The organism is Pseudomonas sp. GZD-222 (assembly GCF_049310525.1).
Lineage (GTDB): Bacteria > Pseudomonadota > Gammaproteobacteria > Pseudomonadales > Pseudomonadaceae > Aquipseudomonas.
Genome location: NZ_JBMOWO010000069.1, coordinates 100,286 through 116,882, shown reverse-complemented (window position 1 = coordinate 116,882; position 16,597 = coordinate 100,286). Strand labels below are relative to the sequence as shown.

Annotated in this window: 17 protein-coding genes; 14 read left to right on the top strand and 3 right to left on the bottom strand. The window is 60.1% G+C overall.

What is annotated here, in order from left to right:
• Window positions 1-88 precede the first annotated feature (88 nt).
• Window positions 89-967 (top strand): alpha/beta fold hydrolase, encoded by an 879-nt coding sequence (locus tag ACO6VD_RS12885; protein WP_422419543.1) that lies wholly within the window; start codon window positions 89-91, stop codon window positions 965-967.
• A gap of 47 nt (window positions 968-1,014) precedes the next feature.
• Window positions 1,015-1,815: an aminoglycoside phosphotransferase family protein gene (locus ACO6VD_RS12880; protein WP_422419541.1), complete on the top strand. Its 801-nt coding sequence runs from the start codon at window positions 1,015-1,017 to the stop codon at window positions 1,813-1,815.
• A gap of 24 nt (window positions 1,816-1,839) precedes the next feature.
• Here ACO6VD_RS12880 and ACO6VD_RS12875 read toward each other — a convergent pair whose 3' ends face one another.
• Window positions 1,840-2,394, bottom strand: a complete 555-nt coding sequence (locus ACO6VD_RS12875) for a YdeI/OmpD-associated family protein (protein ID WP_422419540.1) — start codon at window positions 2,392-2,394, stop codon at window positions 1,840-1,842.
• 66 nt (window positions 2,395-2,460) lie between these two features.
• Window positions 2,461-3,594, bottom strand: coding sequence for an aminotransferase class V-fold PLP-dependent enzyme (locus ACO6VD_RS12870; protein WP_422419538.1), 1,134 nt, complete (start codon window positions 3,592-3,594; stop codon window positions 2,461-2,463).
• A 152-nt stretch (window positions 3,595-3,746) separates the two neighbouring features.
• On the opposite strand from ACO6VD_RS12870, the gene ACO6VD_RS12865 reads away from it, so the two are divergent.
• The gene (locus ACO6VD_RS12865; RefSeq protein ID WP_422419536.1) at window positions 3,747-4,244 is read left to right on the top strand and encodes an HIT family protein; all 498 of its coding nucleotides are present in this window, start codon (window positions 3,747-3,749) and stop codon (window positions 4,242-4,244) included.
• A 109-nt stretch (window positions 4,245-4,353) separates the two neighbouring features.
• Here the strand turns inward: ACO6VD_RS12865 and ACO6VD_RS12860 are convergent, their stop codons facing one another.
• Entirely contained in the window at window positions 4,354-4,695 is a 342-nt protein-coding gene (locus ACO6VD_RS12860) for a DUF6124 family protein (protein WP_422419535.1), read from the bottom strand.
• Between the two features lie 558 nt (window positions 4,696-5,253).
• On the opposite strand from ACO6VD_RS12860, the gene ACO6VD_RS12855 reads away from it, so the two are divergent.
• From ACO6VD_RS12855 to ACO6VD_RS12805, 11 genes are all read left to right on the top strand, one after another.
• Window positions 5,254-5,742, top strand: coding sequence for an Hcp family type VI secretion system effector (locus tag ACO6VD_RS12855; protein WP_422419533.1), 489 nt, complete (start codon window positions 5,254-5,256; stop codon window positions 5,740-5,742).
• Window positions 5,743-5,753: 11 nt separating this feature from the next.
• Window positions 5,754-6,731 carry a hypothetical protein gene (locus tag ACO6VD_RS12850; RefSeq protein WP_422419531.1) on the top strand — a complete coding sequence of 326 codons (978 nt, stop codon included), beginning with the start codon at window positions 5,754-5,756 and terminating at the stop codon, window positions 6,729-6,731.
• Window positions 6,728-7,096, top strand: a complete 369-nt coding sequence (locus tag ACO6VD_RS12845) for a hypothetical protein (protein WP_422419529.1) — start codon at window positions 6,728-6,730, stop codon at window positions 7,094-7,096. Before ACO6VD_RS12850 ends, ACO6VD_RS12845 begins: the two co-directional genes overlap by 4 nt.
• Window positions 7,097-7,257: 161 nt before the next feature.
• Window positions 7,258-8,985: an ATP-binding protein gene (locus ACO6VD_RS12840; RefSeq protein WP_422419528.1), complete on the top strand. Its 1,728-nt coding sequence runs from the start codon at window positions 7,258-7,260 to the stop codon at window positions 8,983-8,985.
• 7 nt (window positions 8,986-8,992) lie between these two features.
• Window positions 8,993-10,339, top strand: coding sequence for a sigma-54-dependent transcriptional regulator (locus tag ACO6VD_RS12835; RefSeq protein WP_422419526.1), 1,347 nt, complete (start codon window positions 8,993-8,995; stop codon window positions 10,337-10,339).
• A gap of 230 nt (window positions 10,340-10,569) precedes the next feature.
• A complete protein-coding gene (locus ACO6VD_RS12830) occupies window positions 10,570-11,892 on the top strand; it encodes an ABC transporter substrate-binding protein (protein WP_422419524.1) in 1,323 nt (440 codons plus the stop codon).
• Between the two features lie 27 nt (window positions 11,893-11,919).
• The gene (locus tag ACO6VD_RS12825) at window positions 11,920-13,254 is read left to right on the top strand and encodes an ABC transporter substrate-binding protein (protein WP_422419522.1); all 1,335 of its coding nucleotides are present in this window, start codon (window positions 11,920-11,922) and stop codon (window positions 13,252-13,254) included.
• Between the two features lie 67 nt (window positions 13,255-13,321).
• Window positions 13,322-14,221, top strand: coding sequence for a branched-chain amino acid ABC transporter permease (locus ACO6VD_RS12820; protein ID WP_422419520.1), 900 nt, complete (start codon window positions 13,322-13,324; stop codon window positions 14,219-14,221).
• Window positions 14,221-15,180 (top strand): branched-chain amino acid ABC transporter permease, encoded by a 960-nt coding sequence (locus ACO6VD_RS12815; protein WP_422419518.1) that lies wholly within the window; start codon window positions 14,221-14,223, stop codon window positions 15,178-15,180. The genes ACO6VD_RS12820 and ACO6VD_RS12815 overlap by 1 nt, the downstream gene beginning before the upstream one ends.
• Window positions 15,177-15,947, top strand: coding sequence for an ABC transporter ATP-binding protein (locus ACO6VD_RS12810; RefSeq protein ID WP_422419516.1), 771 nt, complete (start codon window positions 15,177-15,179; stop codon window positions 15,945-15,947). Before ACO6VD_RS12815 ends, ACO6VD_RS12810 begins: the two co-directional genes overlap by 4 nt.
• Window positions 15,944-16,591: an ATP-binding cassette domain-containing protein gene (locus tag ACO6VD_RS12805; protein ID WP_422419514.1), complete on the top strand. Its 648-nt coding sequence runs from the start codon at window positions 15,944-15,946 to the stop codon at window positions 16,589-16,591. The genes ACO6VD_RS12810 and ACO6VD_RS12805 overlap by 4 nt, the downstream gene beginning before the upstream one ends.
• The last annotated feature ends 6 nt before the right edge of the window (window positions 16,592-16,597 follow it).

Below are 16,597 nucleotides of genomic sequence, written 5' to 3'. Positions count from 1 at the left end.
TGTAACCGGAAAAATTGTTTTGACAGGTTACCAAAATGATGAGTAACCTTCAAATGCGCTTTTTAACGGTTACAATAGGAGTCCTGCCATGACCGCTTTCCAGACTACCCATCAGATTCACTACCGCTATGAACTCGTCGGTGACGTGAAGGTTTTCTACCGTGAGGCGGGCAGCCCCGAGGCACCGACAGTCCTGCTGCTGCACGGCTTCGCCGCCTCGTCGTTCATGTTCCGCGATCTGATTCCCGCGCTGGCCGACCGCTACCATGTGATCGCCCCGGACCTACCGGCGTTCGGCTTCACCGAGGCGCCGGCGCGGGGCGCGTATGCCTACACCTTCAGCCAGCTCACGGAAACCATCGGGCAGTTCACCGAGCAACTCAATCTCGATAAATACGCCCTGATGGTTCACGACTATGGCGCGCCGGTCGCATGGCGCCTTGCCGTTGCACACCCGGCGCGGGTGACGGCAATCATTTCCCAGAATGGCAACGCCTATGAAGAAGGACTGGGCGAAAGCTGGGCACCGATTCAGGCCTACTGGCGCGAGCCGAGCGAGCAGAACCGCGCGGCCCTGCACGACTTCCCGACCCCGGCGTCGATCAAGTGGCAGTACCTTGAAGGGGTAGCCGACAAGACCCTGGTATCACCCGATGGCTACACCCTGGAAGGGCTGCAGATATCCCGGCCTGGCAATGCGGACATCCAGCTCGACCTGATGCTCGACTACGCCTCAAACCTCGCGCTGTACCCAACGTTCCAGGCGTACTTCCGCCAATACCAGCCGCCGCTGCTGGCCGTCTGGGGCAAAAACGATCCGTTCTTCGTGCCACCTGGGGCAGAGGCCTGGAAGCGCGATCTTCCCAACGCCGACATTCGCTTCTACGACACTGGCCACTTCGCTCTGGAAAGCCACGCCAGGCAAATCATTCCCGTCATCCGCGAGTTTTTGCACGAGCACATTTGAGGGGGAAAATTTTTACAGGTGAAGTATTTGCCTGATTTAATGCCGCCATGTTTGATCATTACCTGAAACGCTGGGCGTTGACCGTCGACGGGGCTGCTTTCGCCTCGTTGAACGGCAACCTGTTGCCCGTTCGCCAGCACGGTGTGCCCGCCATGCTGAAAATCTCACAAGAACCGGAAGAGCAGGCCGGCAACCTGCTCATGGCCTGGTGGCAAGGAGAGGGTGCCGCGCCGGTACTGGCCCATGATGGCGGGGCCTTGTTGATGAAGCGCAGCCAAGGTTCGGCCTCGCTCATACAGATGGTCAACGATGGCCGGGATGATGAGGCCACGCGCATCCTCTGTACGGTAGCTGCCCGTCTTCATGCACCGCGCGCCAAACCGCTTCCCGAGTTGGTGCCGCTCGGGCAATGGTTCGAATCACTATGGAGCGCGGCGGCTGCTCACGGCGGCATTCTTGAACACAGTGCAAAGACTGCAAGCGAGCTTTTGGCGGCGCCGCAAGATGTCGTAGTGCTGCACGGCGACATCCATCATGGCAACGTGCTGGATTTCGGCCAGTGCGGATGGCTCGCGATTGACCCCAAAGGGCTGCACGGCGAGCGCGGCTTTGATTACGCCAACATCCTGTGCAATCCCGACAGCGCCAGCGCGCTCGCACCGGGAGCCTTCGCGCGTCGGATCGAGCTTATCGCCGGTATTTCGGGTATTGATCGGCGAAGGCTGTTGCAATGGGTACTTGCCTGGGCAGGGTTGTCGGCGGCCTGGATGCTTGAAGACAATCTTGAGCCGGGTATCAGAATCGAAGTAGCCAGATTGGCAGCTTCAGTACTCAGTACAGACGCCTGAATCCGAGGATTGCATGCACGCTGATTAAAAATCATCTGCCTCAGGTGCACGGAAGGCCTTGCTGTAGTAGCCGGACGGGTCGAAACAGCACACCTGCTTCTTGCCGCAGGCAAGCATATCGCAGGCATCACCGATTCGTTTTGCGCGCGTCTTCAGTTGCTTGGCTGAAGTAATCCAGTGTATCCAGTCTACGCGTGCGAGGGTCGTCGTATTGTCCCAGACCAAACGAGCTTCAGGTGCGGCTGCCAATGCCTGCTGAAAGTCTGCCGGGATCTCAGGCTCGGGTTCCTTCTTCACAGGGCTCAGCTCCAGCGTAACGACATCCCCAACGGCGGCACCTGCGGCTTCGAGTAACGCTGTACTGACCTGCAGCCAATGACTCAACTGACCATCCGGCTCAAGGGTTGCCTGGAACGGGTGGCCATTGAGGGTGCCTGCAACCGTCGTCCTTCCTCGCCTCGGCAGCTGTTCACTGGCGTCTCTTGGCAGTACGACGAACGCCCACGGCGTGTCATTTCCAGGCTGTGCTGGACGAAGAAGCTTTGCTTCGAATCGGGATTTCCCATCGATTGTTGTCATTGCAACTCCTCCAGCAGTACGCCAAGCCCAGTTGGACGACGCTCCCTATCAGGGCAAGCTGAGCGCTCAGCTCACCAGCACCTCGTCCAGGGCCTTTTCCAGGGTGCTGACCGTACGCTCGATATTGCGCAGCTTTTCGAGCCCGAACAGACCGATGCGGAAGGTCTGGAAGTCGGCCGGCTCGTCGCATTGCAACGGTACGCCGGCGGCGATCTGCAGGCCGTGGGCGGCAAATTTCTTGCCGTTCTTGATGTCGGCATCATCGGTGTAACTCACCACAACGCCAGGGGCCTGAAAGCCTTCCGCCGCCACGCTTTTGATGCCTTTGCCGGTCAACAGTGCGCGCACCCGATCGCCCAGCGCCTGTTGTTCGCCGCGGACCTTGTCGAAACCGTAGGCCTGCGTCTCTTTCATCACTTCGTTGAACCGCGCCAGGGCATCGCTGGGCATCGTCGCATGGTAGGCATGCCCGCCCTGTTCGTAGGCCTGCATGATCTGCAGCCACTTTTTCAGGTCGCAGGCGAAGCTGCTGCTCTGCGTCTGCTCGATGCGCTCAAGGGCCAAGGCACTGAACATCACCAGGGCGCAGCAAGGGGAGGCGCTCCAGCCTTTCTGCGGTGCGCTGATCAGCAGATCGACTGCGCATTTATGCATATCAACCCAAAGCGTGCCCGAGGCGATGCAGTCCAGCACGAACAGGCCACCCACCGCATGCACGGCGTCGCCTACGGCGCGCAGGTAGTCGTCGGGCAGGATAATCCCTGATGAGGTTTCAACATGGGGAGCGAAGACAATCTGCGGCTTGTGCGTTGCAATGGCTGCCAGCACCTCGTCCAGCGGGGGCGGGGCGTAGGCCGCCTGGCGACCCGTCTCGACCGGTCGGGCCTTCAACACCGTGGTGGCCGCCGGGATGTTGCCCATCTCAAGGATCTGACTCCAGCGATAACTGAACCAGCCGTTGCGAATCACCAGGCATTGCTGGCCGGTGGCAAACTGTCGCGCCACCGCCTCCATGCCGAATGTGCCACTGCCCGGGACCACCGCCACAGCCTGAGCGTTGTAGACCTGTTTCAGGGTGCTGGAAATGTTCCTCATCACGCCTTGAAATGCCTGCGACATATGGTTGAGCGAGCGGTCGGTGTAGACCACCGAGTACTCGACCAGCCCCTCGGGATCGATGCTGGGATAAAGCTTGGACATGGGTGACTCCTTTCGCAGAGATGTCAGTGGTATGGACCCTGCCCGAAGCTTTGGCAAATAACAAGATTGCTCGGGAGTGATTGCGGCTTCTATCGAGCTGCTGACATTTCCACTTTAATACGCTGCTGCAGACTTCACTGAAGGCCCCGTATATGGACATACCCCCTCGCTTCATCATTCACCAAACCCGGCATTGGGTACTCAATCACCGTATGAACAGCGCGCTGCCCGGGTACTTGATGTTGAGTGCAAAGGCGCAGACAAACTCGCTCTCCACGCTACCGATCGAGGCACAGGCAGAGCTGGGTGTATTGCTGGCACGAACGCAAAAAATCATCGAAGACTTACTGCTGCCCAAGCGCTTGTATATAGGCCGCTTTGGGCACGACCCCGGCCACTCCATTCACTTCCATTTCATTCCTGTCTACCCGTGGGTAGAGGCGCTGTTCTGGGAGGATGACAGGTACAGATCACTGCAGGCCTTCGGCTCGATAGACAGCGATGAACCTTTGACGGATGGCGCAGAGCTGACACTGTTCGTGTGGCGAGAGTTTTGCGAACGCCCGGATCCACCGCAAATCCAGGGCCAATCGGTCGAACAGGTCATTGCAGACCTTCGCACAACATTTGCTGCTCAACCTGCTGAATAGCCCGCAAAAGCCCCGGGTTGATGCAGTCCCAGTGGGAGCGGGCTTGCCCCGCGATTGCCCAACCCAACTCACCGGATGGCCGCATCTGCGGCCTAACCAGCCAAACAATTCACTCCACCGGCACTTGCCTCGCCTGCACAGTACGTCTCAGTACCGCAGCCGTCTCAGCACGCGCCTCAACCTCATCCAGCAACGCCTCCACCAGCGCGAGGCTTATTTCCAGCGATTGTTCAGTCGCCCAGAGTAGTTCACGGGTTTCGGCATCGACCATGTCACAGGCGTGAGCGTTGGTCCGGTAAGCACTTTTGAGCAGGATGGTGGCGTGGACCAGAGCGTCTTCGGCAGACACGCCGGGGCGCACGGCGAACAGCGGATCGTGGCTGCCATCGCAGGAGCCGAAGGTGGTGCTGGTTTTGGTGACGAGGGGAGGATCAGGAACGGGCTTTGTCATTGTGTTGCTCCTTGATTGATGGAGCCGCCACAGACCGTGACCAAACGATGGGTGGCGACTGTACGCAGGTTGGTCAACCGGGAATCAAGGAACCCGGCGCGCACGAATGCGCCCCGCGCACAGCCGCCATAACACGAAACAGCAGACACAAAAAAAGCGCCAGCTGAATCGGATGGGGCGCTTGTGCGCCTTGATTTCTCGCAGGTGACCAAACCTGGTCGCTGGATTTACAGCGACGTGGGGAAGGTTAGCGGGGTTGGGGAGGGGATACAAGGGGGTGGTGGTCAATGGCGACTTTCGGCCAAGAGCGGTCACCAAAAGCTGTCAAAGCCCGGGGTGACTCGCACGCATGACTTTACCTGGCTTATTTCATGGTAAACAGGCCGAAGGTAAATAGCGCAGTCTGTCCTTGTTTACAAAGTAGTTGGCATGGGTAGTAGAATCCTACACTGAAATATTCAGATAACAGGTCTTGCTCCTGAGCACTCCAGCTGGGGTAGCGTTACCCGTTAAAAATGTTTTACTGTTTAAATGACATGCAGACAAGGATGATTGAACATGGCATTTGACGCTTTCCTCAAAATCGATGGTATCCCCGGCGAAGCCCTAGATGATCAACACAAGGACTGGATAGAAATCACAGGGTACCGATTTGGAACTCATCAAAGTACATCGGCTACCGCAAGTTCATCGGGCGGAGCGTCTTCTGGACGCACAACTTTGAGCGACTTCACGTTTACCAAAAATCTGGACAAATCCAGTTGCAAGCTCATAGAGGCCAGCTGTGCAGGTGAACACTTAAAAGAAGTTGTCGTGATGTTACATCGTGCCGGCGGTGAAAAGCTCAAATATTTTGAGATCACATTGGAAGAAGTGATTATTTCAGAGTATTCGCAAAATGCGAATGATGGCGTTCCAACAGAGTCTGTCAATTTAAATTACGGACGGATAAAGGCGATTTACACCCAGCAGAAACGAGGTGATGGTAGCGGCGGAGGTAATGTTGCCGGCGGCTGGGATCGAATCAACAATAAAAAATACTCCTGAGGCAATCGCGGATGTCAGCAGTCAATAGCTTTATCAATCCATACGTACAAAATTATTCGTACCTTAAATCAAATCTACAACTAGGTAAAAATTCCAGCACGAAATTTGATGTATTGAATTTGCACATCCTTAACTCGGTGGTCTTGCCAGGCGAAATCATAATCATCGGAGATAATTCAACACCTTCTTGTACAAGTGAAGAAGCTTTTTATATGAGGATGGCCGTCAATACTCATATGGCATTGATGGCCAATGGCGCGCAAAGTGATGGCTTTCTTGTTGAGAATCATGAGCTTCTAACAAAAGCTCTGGGATACACCGCCCTTGGCATAGGTAGTATGAGTGATTCTTGGAGCAAGCATCTTGAAGGCATCAAGATGACGCTTGAAGAAATTGATACAATCTACAAGGAACATCTCAAAAGCGGGGCAATACTAAGTCGGGAGACTTTTTACGTAAAAAGAAAATTTTTATTTGGAAAGCTCGAGAGCCAACTAAGAAGTTTTGCTAGCTATGGATCGGGCTTGCGCAATCAGGGATCGATCAAGAGAACTCTTGGGATTTCAACGAAAAGCTATTTGCACTCTGGAGTAATCGCAGGGTATGCTGATACCATTAATGGCGTGGCAAAAGCCTCGAGATTCTTGAAGAATGGTACATATATAGGTATAGGGCTGGATGTTGCTGCGACTGGAGTATCCATCAACAATGCTTGTTCAAGCGGTCGTGAAGATCAATGTAGAAAAGCAAAATATGTTGAAGTCAGCAAGCTCGGCATTAGTATACTGGGTGGATCAGTCGGGGGTAGCGTAGGCGCAATGGCCGCTACCAGTCTCTGCGTTATTGCATTAGGCATGGTAACTGGAGGGGCTGGTGCATTTGCTTGTGCTTTTATAGGGGCGGCTATTGGTGGCGCCGCTGCTGGATATATAGGTAGTGAAGGCGGTGAGATATTTGGTGATGCCATTTACGAGACATTTGGAAGATGAACAAAATAGAGTTGGGTTTTATCGTTGGCGCAATAAGCATAATGATGATTCTGAATCTCAGCTATATGGCGTATTTGGCGATTTTCAAGCTGCCCATTGCTGAAAGCCATTTTTCCAAATCCACCTGGATACAAAACAATAAAACCGCTCTCGCAAAAACAGGATGGGCAGGGAGTATTTACAAGTTAAATGCAATTGCAATAGTGTTGCTCATGCCCAAGCTAAGCGAAAAAAGAAACCTGATTGACCTCGCTGAGGCTTTGGCATTCCCTAAAAAACTAAAGTTACTTATACTCGCAAACTATGCTTCTTTAATTTTACTACTATGCTGCCTTACGACCACTGTGGCCTTATCAAAAACCTAGCCATTATTTTTTAAACACCCCATTCCTACACCTCCTTCCATACCCTTATCTGATCAATAGCATCTGCACCGCTGAAGCCTCAACCCACAAACACCATGGACAACCCCATCCCCCGATCCTTATGCTCCCCCGACATCACATGAACAACAATTACAAATCCCATGGATACCGATTACCCCGCGAGCGCGTTCTGGCGGCGGCTGGCCAGGCCGCGTCGCAGTCTGGTGGCGCGCTATACCTTGCTGTCTATCGTGGTCATGAGCGTAGCGCTTATTGCCCTGGCGGTGCTCTATGAGCAATTGGCCAAGGATCTGCTCAACCGCCTGACCGGCGAACGTCTCGATGCTCAGGCGCTGTCTACGGCGAACCGGGTGTCGTCGTTTCTCGACGATCGTTTCTACCAGCTCTCGGCGCTGTCCAATCACCCGAGCATGCCGGATTTCATCGCCGATCAAACCAACCAGGCCGGCGATGTCGATGCGTTGCTCAAGCTCGAAAGCGAGTTGCCGTTTCTGTACGGCGTGCTGTTTTTCGACGAGAACGAGAACCTGCTCAAGGTGATACCGGGGCAGGGTGCTTCGGGGGCGCCGTATTGGGGGCGGGAGGGCTGGTCGTTGAACGGGCTTTCGCGGCAGATGGTTGGCGATATCGAGGTGATCGGGCCGATGCTGCCCCAGGCCGGGCGGTCGGGCTGGCTGTTGATTCGCAAGACGATCCGCAATGGCCGGCTTGATCATCGTGTGCGTATCGGCCTGCATCTGCGGCTGGCGTCGATCACTGAGTTGTTGGTCAGTTCTGGTTTGAACGGGGTGGTTACGCCGCTGCTGCGGGTGCCGGGTGGGGCGTTTATCGATGCCACCGGGCGTCAGGTCGAGGCGCCAAGTGACTGGCGCGAAGGGCCGGTGATTCTGCCCGGCTGGCAGGTGGTGTTCAGTGTGCAGCCGGGGGCGGTGCTCAAGCCGCTGGACGATGCGCGCTGGTGGCTGTACCTGGCGGCGGTCGGCTTTATCGTGTTTATCCTGATTGTGTTCTTCACGCTGTCGCGCCAGTTGCGCGCGCGGGTGGGTTCGCTGGTGGAAGGGGCGCATCAGCTGTCGTCGGGGGACCTGGGTTATCGTCTGCCGGAGCAGGTCCATAACGACGAGATCGGGCGGGTGACGCGCGCGTTCAATGTGATGGCCGGGCGGCTGGCGGATGTGATGGAGCGGACTGTGCGTGCGGAAAATCTCGCGGTGCTCGGGACCTTTGCCACGGGCGTTGCCCATGAGGTGCGCAATCCGTTGGCGACGATGAAGACCACGGTGCAGGCCTTGCTGCGGCGTGAGCAGGAGGCGGAACGGCGACTGCTGCTGACGGATCTCTGTCAGGAAATTGATCGCCTGTCCCATGTCACCAGCGACCTGCTTGAATACGGCCGGCCACACCCGGCGATCCCGCAGGTGGTGGACCTGGCTGCGCTGCTTGCACGCACGGCGCGGCTGGTTGCGCCTGAGGCCGATGCCAAGGGCATCACCTTTTCCAGCACCTGCAAACCTGGCTTGCAGCTTTGGGTTGATCCGGACCAGGCTCAGCAGATTCTTCTCAATCTTTGCCTCAACGCGGTGGAAGCCAGTACACCGGGCCAGTGTGTGAGCGTCGAGGGCCAGGCCTGGGGTGAGCGGGTGTGTGTGACGGTGGTGGATCAGGGCTGCGGCATTCCCGAGGCCGCGCTGCAGCAGGTGCGCCAGCCGTTTTTCACCCTCAAGGCCCGCGGTACCGGGCTGGGGCTGAGCATCTGCCAACAATTGCTGGAAGCCAACGCCTCGCGAATGGAGCTCGCGAGTACCCCGGGCGAGGGCACTGTGGTGACCCTGGACTTTCCCACGCCCGCAGCGACTTATCTGAAGTGAGCGACCGATGTCTGAAATACAGGTTCTGATTGTCGATGATGAAGAAGCGCTGGTGCGCTCGCTGAGCTACGCCTTGCGCGGTGAAGGCATGCTGCCCCGCGCGGTCTACAGTGGCGAGGCGGCGCTGGAATTGCTGGCTGACAGCACCGTTGATGTTGATATCGTGCTGCTCGACCTGGGCCTGCCGGGGATGGATGGCATCGCCACCCTCGAGGGCCTGCGCAAGTGCCGGCCGAACCTGCCGGTGATCATGATTTCCGCCCATGGCGATACCCGTGCGGCGGTGCAGGCGGTGAAGGGCGGCGCCACGGATTATCTGACTAAACCGTTCGAGCTTGACGACCTGTTGGCGACCATTCACGGCACTCTCGATGTGCCTGGTGCCGACGCTATAGGCACAGAGGAGCAGGGCGCCTTGCTCGGGCAGAGTCTGGCCATGGCGAGCCTGAAAGCTGCGGTGCAGCGCATCGCCCGCAGTTCGGCCACGCGGATTCTGCTGCTGGGTGAATCGGGTACCGGCAAGACTCTGGTGGCCCAGGCGCTGCACGCCAACAGCTCGCGCGCGGCGCATCCGTTTATCGAGGTCAACTGCGCGGCGCTGCCGGAGCAATTGATCGAAGCCGAGCTGTTTGGTTCGGAAAAAGGCTCGTACACCGGTGCGCACCAGAAGCGTATCGGCCTGGTCACCCAGGCTAATAACGGCACGCTGTTCCTTGATGAAATCGGCGAGCTGCCTTTGGCCTTGCAAGCCAAGCTTCTGCACTTTCTCGAGAACGGCAGCTACCGCGCCGTGGGTGCCAGCCAGGCCAGCAGCGCCGATGTGCGCGTGGTGGCGGCGACCAACCGTGACCTGGCCGACGATGTGCGCCAGGGACGTTTTCGTGAAGACCTGTTCTACCGCCTCAACGTCATCACTCTCGATATCCCGGCCCTGCGCGAGCGCGGCGACGACATCCTGCTGCTGGCCCGGCATTTTGCCGCGCACCAGGCCCGTGAGGAAAAGGTCGCGCCCATCGAGTTCCAGTCCGACAGCGCCGCCGCGCTGGTGCGCCATCGCTGGCCGGGCAATGTCCGCGAACTGAAGAACCTGATCGAGCGCCTGACCATTCTACTTCCCGGGCAAGCCATCGGCAGCGCGCAGTTGCCCGCACACCTGCAAACCACGGAGCCTGCGCCCACCTCGCTGTCGGCGCTGGATGGCCAGCTCGAACGTGCCGAGCGGGACCTGGTCAACGATGCCCTCAGCCGTAGCGCCGGGCACAAGGGCCTGGCCGCCGACTTGCTGGGTATTTCCCGGCATGCGCTCAAGCGCCGTTTGCAGCGCCTGGGCATCGAGCGCGGCGATGAGCGCTAACCGCTCAACCGCGCGCGCTCGCTGAGCGCAAGCCGCTCAAGCGTTCTGGCAAAACGCCGCGTCAGCAACTGGCGCGGCACTCCTCGAAACTCAATTATCACCACGCAAAGTCTTGTTCCAGAGCGCTTTGCTGATATCTCATGCAACGTAAGTCAAAGGCTGGCACAGCCTTTGCGATAACCCATTCCGCTAACCGACAAGAGGCGTCCCCGAACGCCCCAAGGGATTTTATGCAACTGCCGTTTTCTCATCTGACCACCGCCGTCGCCTTGAGCGGCCTGCTGCTGGCTCACGCCGGTACTGCGCAGGCCGGGCGCGTCGAGCTGGGCGCGGCTGCCGCGCAGGCCGACCTGACCCTCGGTTGCCTGTACCCGATGACCGAGCGGGCAGCGATCTATGGCCAGGACAGCATCGCCGGCATCCAGGTGGCGTTGAGCGAGCTGCAGGCCGAGCGCGAAGCCGGGCAGCAGGTGCCACGGATGCGGGTGATCATCGACGACGACCAGTCCAAGGCTTCCTACGGCACCAGCCTGGCCCGGTCCTTCATACGTAAGGACGGCGTGCAGGTGTTGTGCGGCATGGTCTCGTCCGGGGTGGCGATGGCCGTGAGTCAACTGGCCAAGGAAGAAAAGGTGCTGATGATCGGCACCGACCATGCCTCGTCACGCATGACCCTGGAAAGCGGCCACCGCTATTACTTCCGCGTTACCAATGACACCTGGACGTCGATGGCTGCCGGGGCGCATTACCTCAAGGCGCTGCAAGCCAGAACCGGCTGGAAGCGTCTGGCCTTCATTGGCCCCGATTACGAATACGGTCATGTCTCGCGCGACGACCTGCACGAAGCGCTGCGTCAGCTGGGCGTGAAGTTCGAGGACGTTACCGAGCTCTGGCCGCGCCTGTACGAGCCGGACTACTCGGCCTATATCGCTGCGCTGGAACAGGCCAAGCCGGACATCATCGTTTCGGCGCTGTGGGGTGGCGATTTCCACGCCTTCGTCAAGCAGGCTGCTGGCACCCGGTTGTTCGAGACCTCGCGGCTGGCCAACTTCGATACCGGTGGCAACTATGACTTCCTCGTCTCCCTTGGCGACAAGGCACCGCCGGGCCTGATCCTTTCGGCGCGACACAACAACAACTGGCCACAGACGCCGCGCAACAAATCCTTTGTCGAACGCTTCCACACCCTGACCGGGCGCTACCCGACCTACGCCGCCGAAGGTGCCTACACCGGCGTGATGGTGCTGGCCAGGGCCAGTCAGAAGGCCGGTGGCGCCACCGATACCGAATCACTGGTCAGCGCCCTCGAAGGGCTGGAGATCGCCTTGCCGGAAGATCCGCCGGGCTTCGTCTCGCGCATCGACCCGCTGACCCACCAGATCCAGCAGACCCAGGCCGTCGGCACCCCGGTGCGCAACGACGACTACCCGCCAGCGCGACTGATGCTCGGCGAATGGTCGGTGTATTCCGCCCAGGACCTGTTGCCCGACCCGGCCGTGCGCGCACGCCGGCAAGCCACGCCAATCCGTAATCCCGAGGGGCATGCCCCGTAGCTTCAGTAACCCGTAATGGAATCGACCATGAACAACTATAAGAAAAGCGTCCCGCACTACCGCAAAGCACTGCCCCTGGCCCTGGCAATCGCCACGGCAGGGATCACCACCGCGTTTACCGGCGCCGCAGTGGCCGCTGAGAACGGCAAGTTCCGTATCGGCGTGGTGACCTTTCTGTCCGGTCCGGCAGCCGGTCCGTTCGGCGAGCCGTCGGCCAATGCCGCCAAGGTCCTGGTGGAAGGCCTCAACCAGGGCAAGCTGCCCGCGCCCTACGACAAGCTCGGCATCAACGGCGCCGAGATCGAGATGGTGATCATCGACGAGGCCGGCGGTGCCGCCAAGCAGGTGGAAGAGTTCCGCAACCTGGTGCAACGGCAGAAGGTCGATGCCGTAGTCGGCTACATCTCGTCCGGCGACTGCCTGGCGATTGCGCCGGTGGCCGAAGAGCTGGGGGCGATGACGGTGTTCTACGATTGCGGCACCTCGCAACTGTTCAGCGAAGACAAGACCCCGCAGTACGTCTTCCGTACCAGCCTCGACGCGGCCGTGGACAACATCGGCGCCGCCCGTTACCTGGCCAAGACCCGTCCGGACGCGGTGCGCGTCGGCGGCATCCAGCAGAACTACGCCTGGGGCCAGGACAGCTGGAACGACTTCACCCTGTCCATGGCGCAGATCATGCCCAAGAGCCAGGTGGTCGAATCGCAGATGCCTAAAGTCTTCCAGGGCCAGTACGGCGCGGAAATCTCGGCGTTGTCGGTCAAGCGCCCGGACATCATCCACTCCAGCTTCTGGGGCGGCGATATGGAGGCGCTGGTGCTGCAGGCCAACTCCCGCGGCTTGCTCGAAGACGCTACCGCCGTACTGACTTGCGGCGAGTCGGCGCTGGCGCGCTACAAGGACCAGGCCCCCAACGGCATGATCATCGGCGGTCGCGGTCCGTTCGGTGCCTTCGCCCCCGAGAACGCCCTGAACAACTGGTTCACCCAGGCCTATCAGTCGGCCTACAAAGCTGCGCCGACCTACCCGGCGAGCAAGATGGCCCAGGCCATCCTCGGCCTGAAATTCGCCGCGGAAAACGCCAAGGCCGAAGCCGGCAAGATCCCGGCACCGCTGGAAATGGCCAAGGCCTTCAAGGGCGCTACGTTCGAATCGGTCTCCGGCACTGTGCAGATGGCCCGCGCCGGTGGTCACCAGGCCATGCAGGGCATCGCCTACGGTGAGTACCACTACGACGCGGCCAGCAAGAAGGGCAGCGTGCAGAACGTTATCGCCTTCGCCGGTGAGTGCGTGACCCCGCCTGACGGCACCAGCGCCCACGACTGGATCAAGGCCGGCTTCCCTGGCGCGCAGTGCAACTGATCGCGTTGCACACCTGACTGATCGTGGCGGCCGCTGCCGGCCGCCACTCTTGCCAAGGTAGAACCTTATGCTGAGTGTTTACGCGGTGCTGATCGACGGCGCCATCTATGCCTCGTGGCTGTTTCTGGTCGCGGCGGGGCTCACCGTCATCTACGGTGTCATGCGCATTCTGAACATGGCTCATGGCAGTTTCTATGCGATCGGCGCCTATGCCGCCGCCTCGCTGGTGGGCTGGTATTTCAACAACGGGGTAGGGCCGGTGTGGGTCGGCTACCTGATGATGCTCGGCTGCGCGCTGGCCGCAGGATTGGTGGTCGGTTTGTTGATCGAACGCGGGCTGCTGCGCTTCATGTACGGCCGCGATGAAGTGCTGATGGTGATCATCACCTACGCCTTGCTGCTGATCCTCGAAGACGCGATGAAGATGATCTGGGGCGTCAACCCGTACTTCGCCTATCAACCTTATGCCGAGATGGGCCGCAGCGTGCTGGCCGGGCTGAAGGTTTCCAACTACGACCTGATGCTGGTCGGCGTGTCGCTGGTGCTTGGCCTGGGCTTGTGGCTGTGGCTGGAGCGCACCCATCAGGGCAAGGTGCTGCGGGCGGTGATCCATGACCGCGAAGTGGCCCTGGCCATGGGCGTCAACGTGCGCCGGGTGTTCACCCTGGTGTTCGTGCTCGGCACGGTGCTCGGCACCCTGGCCGGCGCGCTGACCGCTCCGGCGATTTCCGTGGCGCCGGGTATCGGTGTGGAAATCATCGTGCTGGCGTTCGCCGTGGTGGTGATCGGCGGTATGGGCAGTATCGAAGGCGCCGCCCTCGGTGCCTTGCTGGTCGGCCTGAGCCGCGCGGCGGCGGTGCACTACGCGCCGCAATTCGAACTCTTTGTGATCTATGGCGTGATGGCGCTGGTTCTCGCGGTACGTCCGCAGGGCCTGTTCGGCCGCGTGCTTGCGAGGAAAATCTGATGCGCCTGGATAAAACCGAACTGATTCTGCTCGGCGTCGCCGTCGTGCTCGCCGCCAGCGGCTTGATTGCACCGCAGTGGCTGGTGTTCCTGCTGACCATGGCGCTGGCCAAGTCGATGGTGGTGCAAGGCGTGGTGATGCAGATGCGCGCGGGCCTGGTGACCTTCGGCCAGGGCCTGTACTTCTGCATCGGTGGCTACGCCGTGGGCATGAGCGGGCACTTCCTGAACATCAGCGACCTGCCGACCCTGCTGCTGATCGGCGTTGCCGCTGCGGTAGCGCTGGCGATGATGCTCGGCCTGCTGATGACCCGCTACCGCGAGATCTTCTTCGCCATGCTGTCGCTGGCGTTCTCGATGATCCTCTACGGCATGCTGGTGAAAAGCCCGGCCCTGGGCAGCACCGACGGCTTCAACGTCAAGGCCTGGACCCTGTTCGGCTGGAGCCCGGCCGCAGGTCAGGGGCCGCTGGCGCTGTTCGTCATCATTGTCGCTGTGTCCGCAGTGCTGGCGGTGTTGCTGCACCGCTATGGCCGCAGCAGCGCCGGGGCGATGTGCGAGGCGATCCGCGAGAACGAAGTGCGGGTCGAGTACCTCGGCCAGTCGCCGCGCTGGGTGCTGTACATGAACTACGTTGCCGCTGCCGGCGTGTCGGCGCTGGGTGGCGGCTTCATGGCCTTGTCGGCCGGGCATATCGACCCGGAGATGGCCTACTGGATTACCTCCGGCGAGTTCGTCTTCATCGCCTTGCTTGGCGGTACCGCCCATGTGGCGGCGCCGATCATCGCCGCGATCCTGTTCGCCGTGGTGCGCACCTACGCCATCGAGCTGGTGCCGCACAGCTGGCAGATGATTCTCGGCATCACCTTGCTGGCGATCATCGTCTTTCTACCCAAGGGCCTGTGGAGCCTGTTCAGTGGTCAGGCCCGCGCGGCCAAGGCAGTGGAGGCCAAGGCATGAGCTGCATTCTCGAAACCCGTGGGCTGTACAAGGAATTCGGCGCGGTCAGCGCCGCCAAGAACGTCAACGTCAGCATCAGCAAGGGCGAAGTGGTGGGGGTGATAGGCTCCAATGGCGCCGGCAAGACCACCTTCATCAACATGGTCACCGGCTACCTCAAACCCAGCCGTGGCGAAATTCTCTTCAACGGTCAGTCGATCCTCGGCCGCACGCCGCGGGCGATCACCCGCGCCGGCATGGCCCGCTCGTTCCAGGTCGCCCAGTTGTTCCCCGAGCTGACGGTGCTGGACAACCTGCTGATTGCCCTGGCCGCCGCGGAATCGCCGTTTCCGTCGCTGCTGCGGCCGCTGCGCAATGATGCGCGGATCGCCCGCGCCGAGGCGATTCTCAGCGAGTTCAGCATCCTTTCCTGGCACGACAACAAGGTCACCGCCGTGCCGCAAGGCGTACGCAAGCTGATCGACATCGCCATGGCGCTGATCGGCGACCCGCAAATGCTCCTGCTCGACGAGCCCACCAGCGGCGTCAGCGCCGAAGAAAAGACCCAGTTGATGGACACCGTGATGCAGGTGGTGTCGCGGCATCAGGTGACGGTGCTGTTCGTCGAGCACGACATGGACGTGGTGCGCCGCTACGTCTCGCGGATCCTCGCGTTCTACAGCGGCGAAGTGCTGGCCGACGGCCCGCCGCAAACGGTATTGGCCAACGTCCGGGTCCAGGAACTGGTCACCGGTGGTCAGCGGGCACACAAGGGGGCAACCGCATGAGCCTGGAAATTCGCAACCTCAACGTGGCCATCGAATCGGTGCCGATCCTGCACAACGTTTCGCTGGACGTCGGTGCCGGGCAGATGGTCGGCCTGATTGGCCACAACGGCGCTGGCAAGACCACGCTGATCCGCACGCTGATGGGCCTGCTCGACGCTACTTCAGGTTCGATTCGCTTTGCCGGCAACGACCTGTGCGCACAGCCGGGTCACCAGCGCGCGGCGACGGGCATCAGCTACCTGCCGGAAGACCGCCGATTGATTCCGGCACTGACCGTGGAGGAGAACATTCTGCTGCCGGTGTGGGCCAACAAACTGCCGGGCAGCGCCGAGCGCCTGCAGTGGGTGTACAGCCTGATCCCTGAAATCGCCCAGTTCCGCGACCGCCGTGCCATGCAGTTGTCCGGCGGCCAGCAGAAGCTGGTGGCCCTGGCGCGGGCGCTGATGCCGGGCAATCGCCTGTTGATCCTCGACGAGCCGTTCGAGGGCGTGGCGCCGGTGCTGTCGCGGCGCCTCAGCGAAGTGATCGCCCAGCTCGGACAGGAAGGCCTGTGCGTGCTGATTTCTGAATCCGATGACACCCATTCCGCTGACCTGGTCGATGCGCTGTACCGCATCGAGCGCGGCAGCGTGCGAGCAGGATAACCAGCC

Excerpts from the sequence above, each read along its gene's own strand:
- ACO6VD_RS12835 (WP_422419526.1), top strand. The coding sequence starts at position 8,993 with ATGTCTGAAATACAGGTTCTGATTGTCGATGATGAAGAAGCGCTGGTG.
- ACO6VD_RS12860 (WP_422419535.1), bottom strand. The coding sequence starts at position 4,695 with ATGACAAAGCCCGTTCCTGATCCTCCCCTCGTCACCAAAACCAGCACC.
- ACO6VD_RS12805 (WP_422419514.1), top strand. The coding sequence starts at position 15,944 with ATGAGCCTGGAAATTCGCAACCTCAACGTGGCCATCGAATCGGTGCCG.
- ACO6VD_RS12825 (WP_422419522.1), top strand. The coding sequence starts at position 11,920 with ATGAACAACTATAAGAAAAGCGTCCCGCACTACCGCAAAGCACTGCCC.
- ACO6VD_RS12880 (WP_422419541.1), top strand. The coding sequence starts at position 1,015 with ATGTTTGATCATTACCTGAAACGCTGGGCGTTGACCGTCGACGGGGCT.
- ACO6VD_RS12885 (WP_422419543.1), top strand. The coding sequence starts at position 89 with ATGACCGCTTTCCAGACTACCCATCAGATTCACTACCGCTATGAACTC.
- ACO6VD_RS12820 (WP_422419520.1), top strand. The coding sequence starts at position 13,322 with ATGCTGAGTGTTTACGCGGTGCTGATCGACGGCGCCATCTATGCCTCG.
- ACO6VD_RS12875 (WP_422419540.1), bottom strand. The coding sequence starts at position 2,394 with ATGACAACAATCGATGGGAAATCCCGATTCGAAGCAAAGCTTCTTCGT.
- ACO6VD_RS12810 (WP_422419516.1), top strand. The coding sequence starts at position 15,177 with ATGAGCTGCATTCTCGAAACCCGTGGGCTGTACAAGGAATTCGGCGCG.
- ACO6VD_RS12830 (WP_422419524.1), top strand. The coding sequence starts at position 10,570 with ATGCAACTGCCGTTTTCTCATCTGACCACCGCCGTCGCCTTGAGCGGC.
- ACO6VD_RS12870 (WP_422419538.1), bottom strand. The coding sequence starts at position 3,594 with ATGTCCAAGCTTTATCCCAGCATCGATCCCGAGGGGCTGGTCGAGTAC.
- ACO6VD_RS12850 (WP_422419531.1), top strand. The coding sequence starts at position 5,754 with ATGTCAGCAGTCAATAGCTTTATCAATCCATACGTACAAAATTATTCG.
- ACO6VD_RS12840 (WP_422419528.1), top strand. The coding sequence starts at position 7,258 with ATGGATACCGATTACCCCGCGAGCGCGTTCTGGCGGCGGCTGGCCAGG.
- ACO6VD_RS12865 (WP_422419536.1), top strand. The coding sequence starts at position 3,747 with ATGGACATACCCCCTCGCTTCATCATTCACCAAACCCGGCATTGGGTA.
- ACO6VD_RS12815 (WP_422419518.1), top strand. The coding sequence starts at position 14,221 with ATGCGCCTGGATAAAACCGAACTGATTCTGCTCGGCGTCGCCGTCGTG.
- ACO6VD_RS12845 (WP_422419529.1), top strand. The coding sequence starts at position 6,728 with ATGAACAAAATAGAGTTGGGTTTTATCGTTGGCGCAATAAGCATAATG.
- ACO6VD_RS12855 (WP_422419533.1), top strand. The coding sequence starts at position 5,254 with ATGGCATTTGACGCTTTCCTCAAAATCGATGGTATCCCCGGCGAAGCC.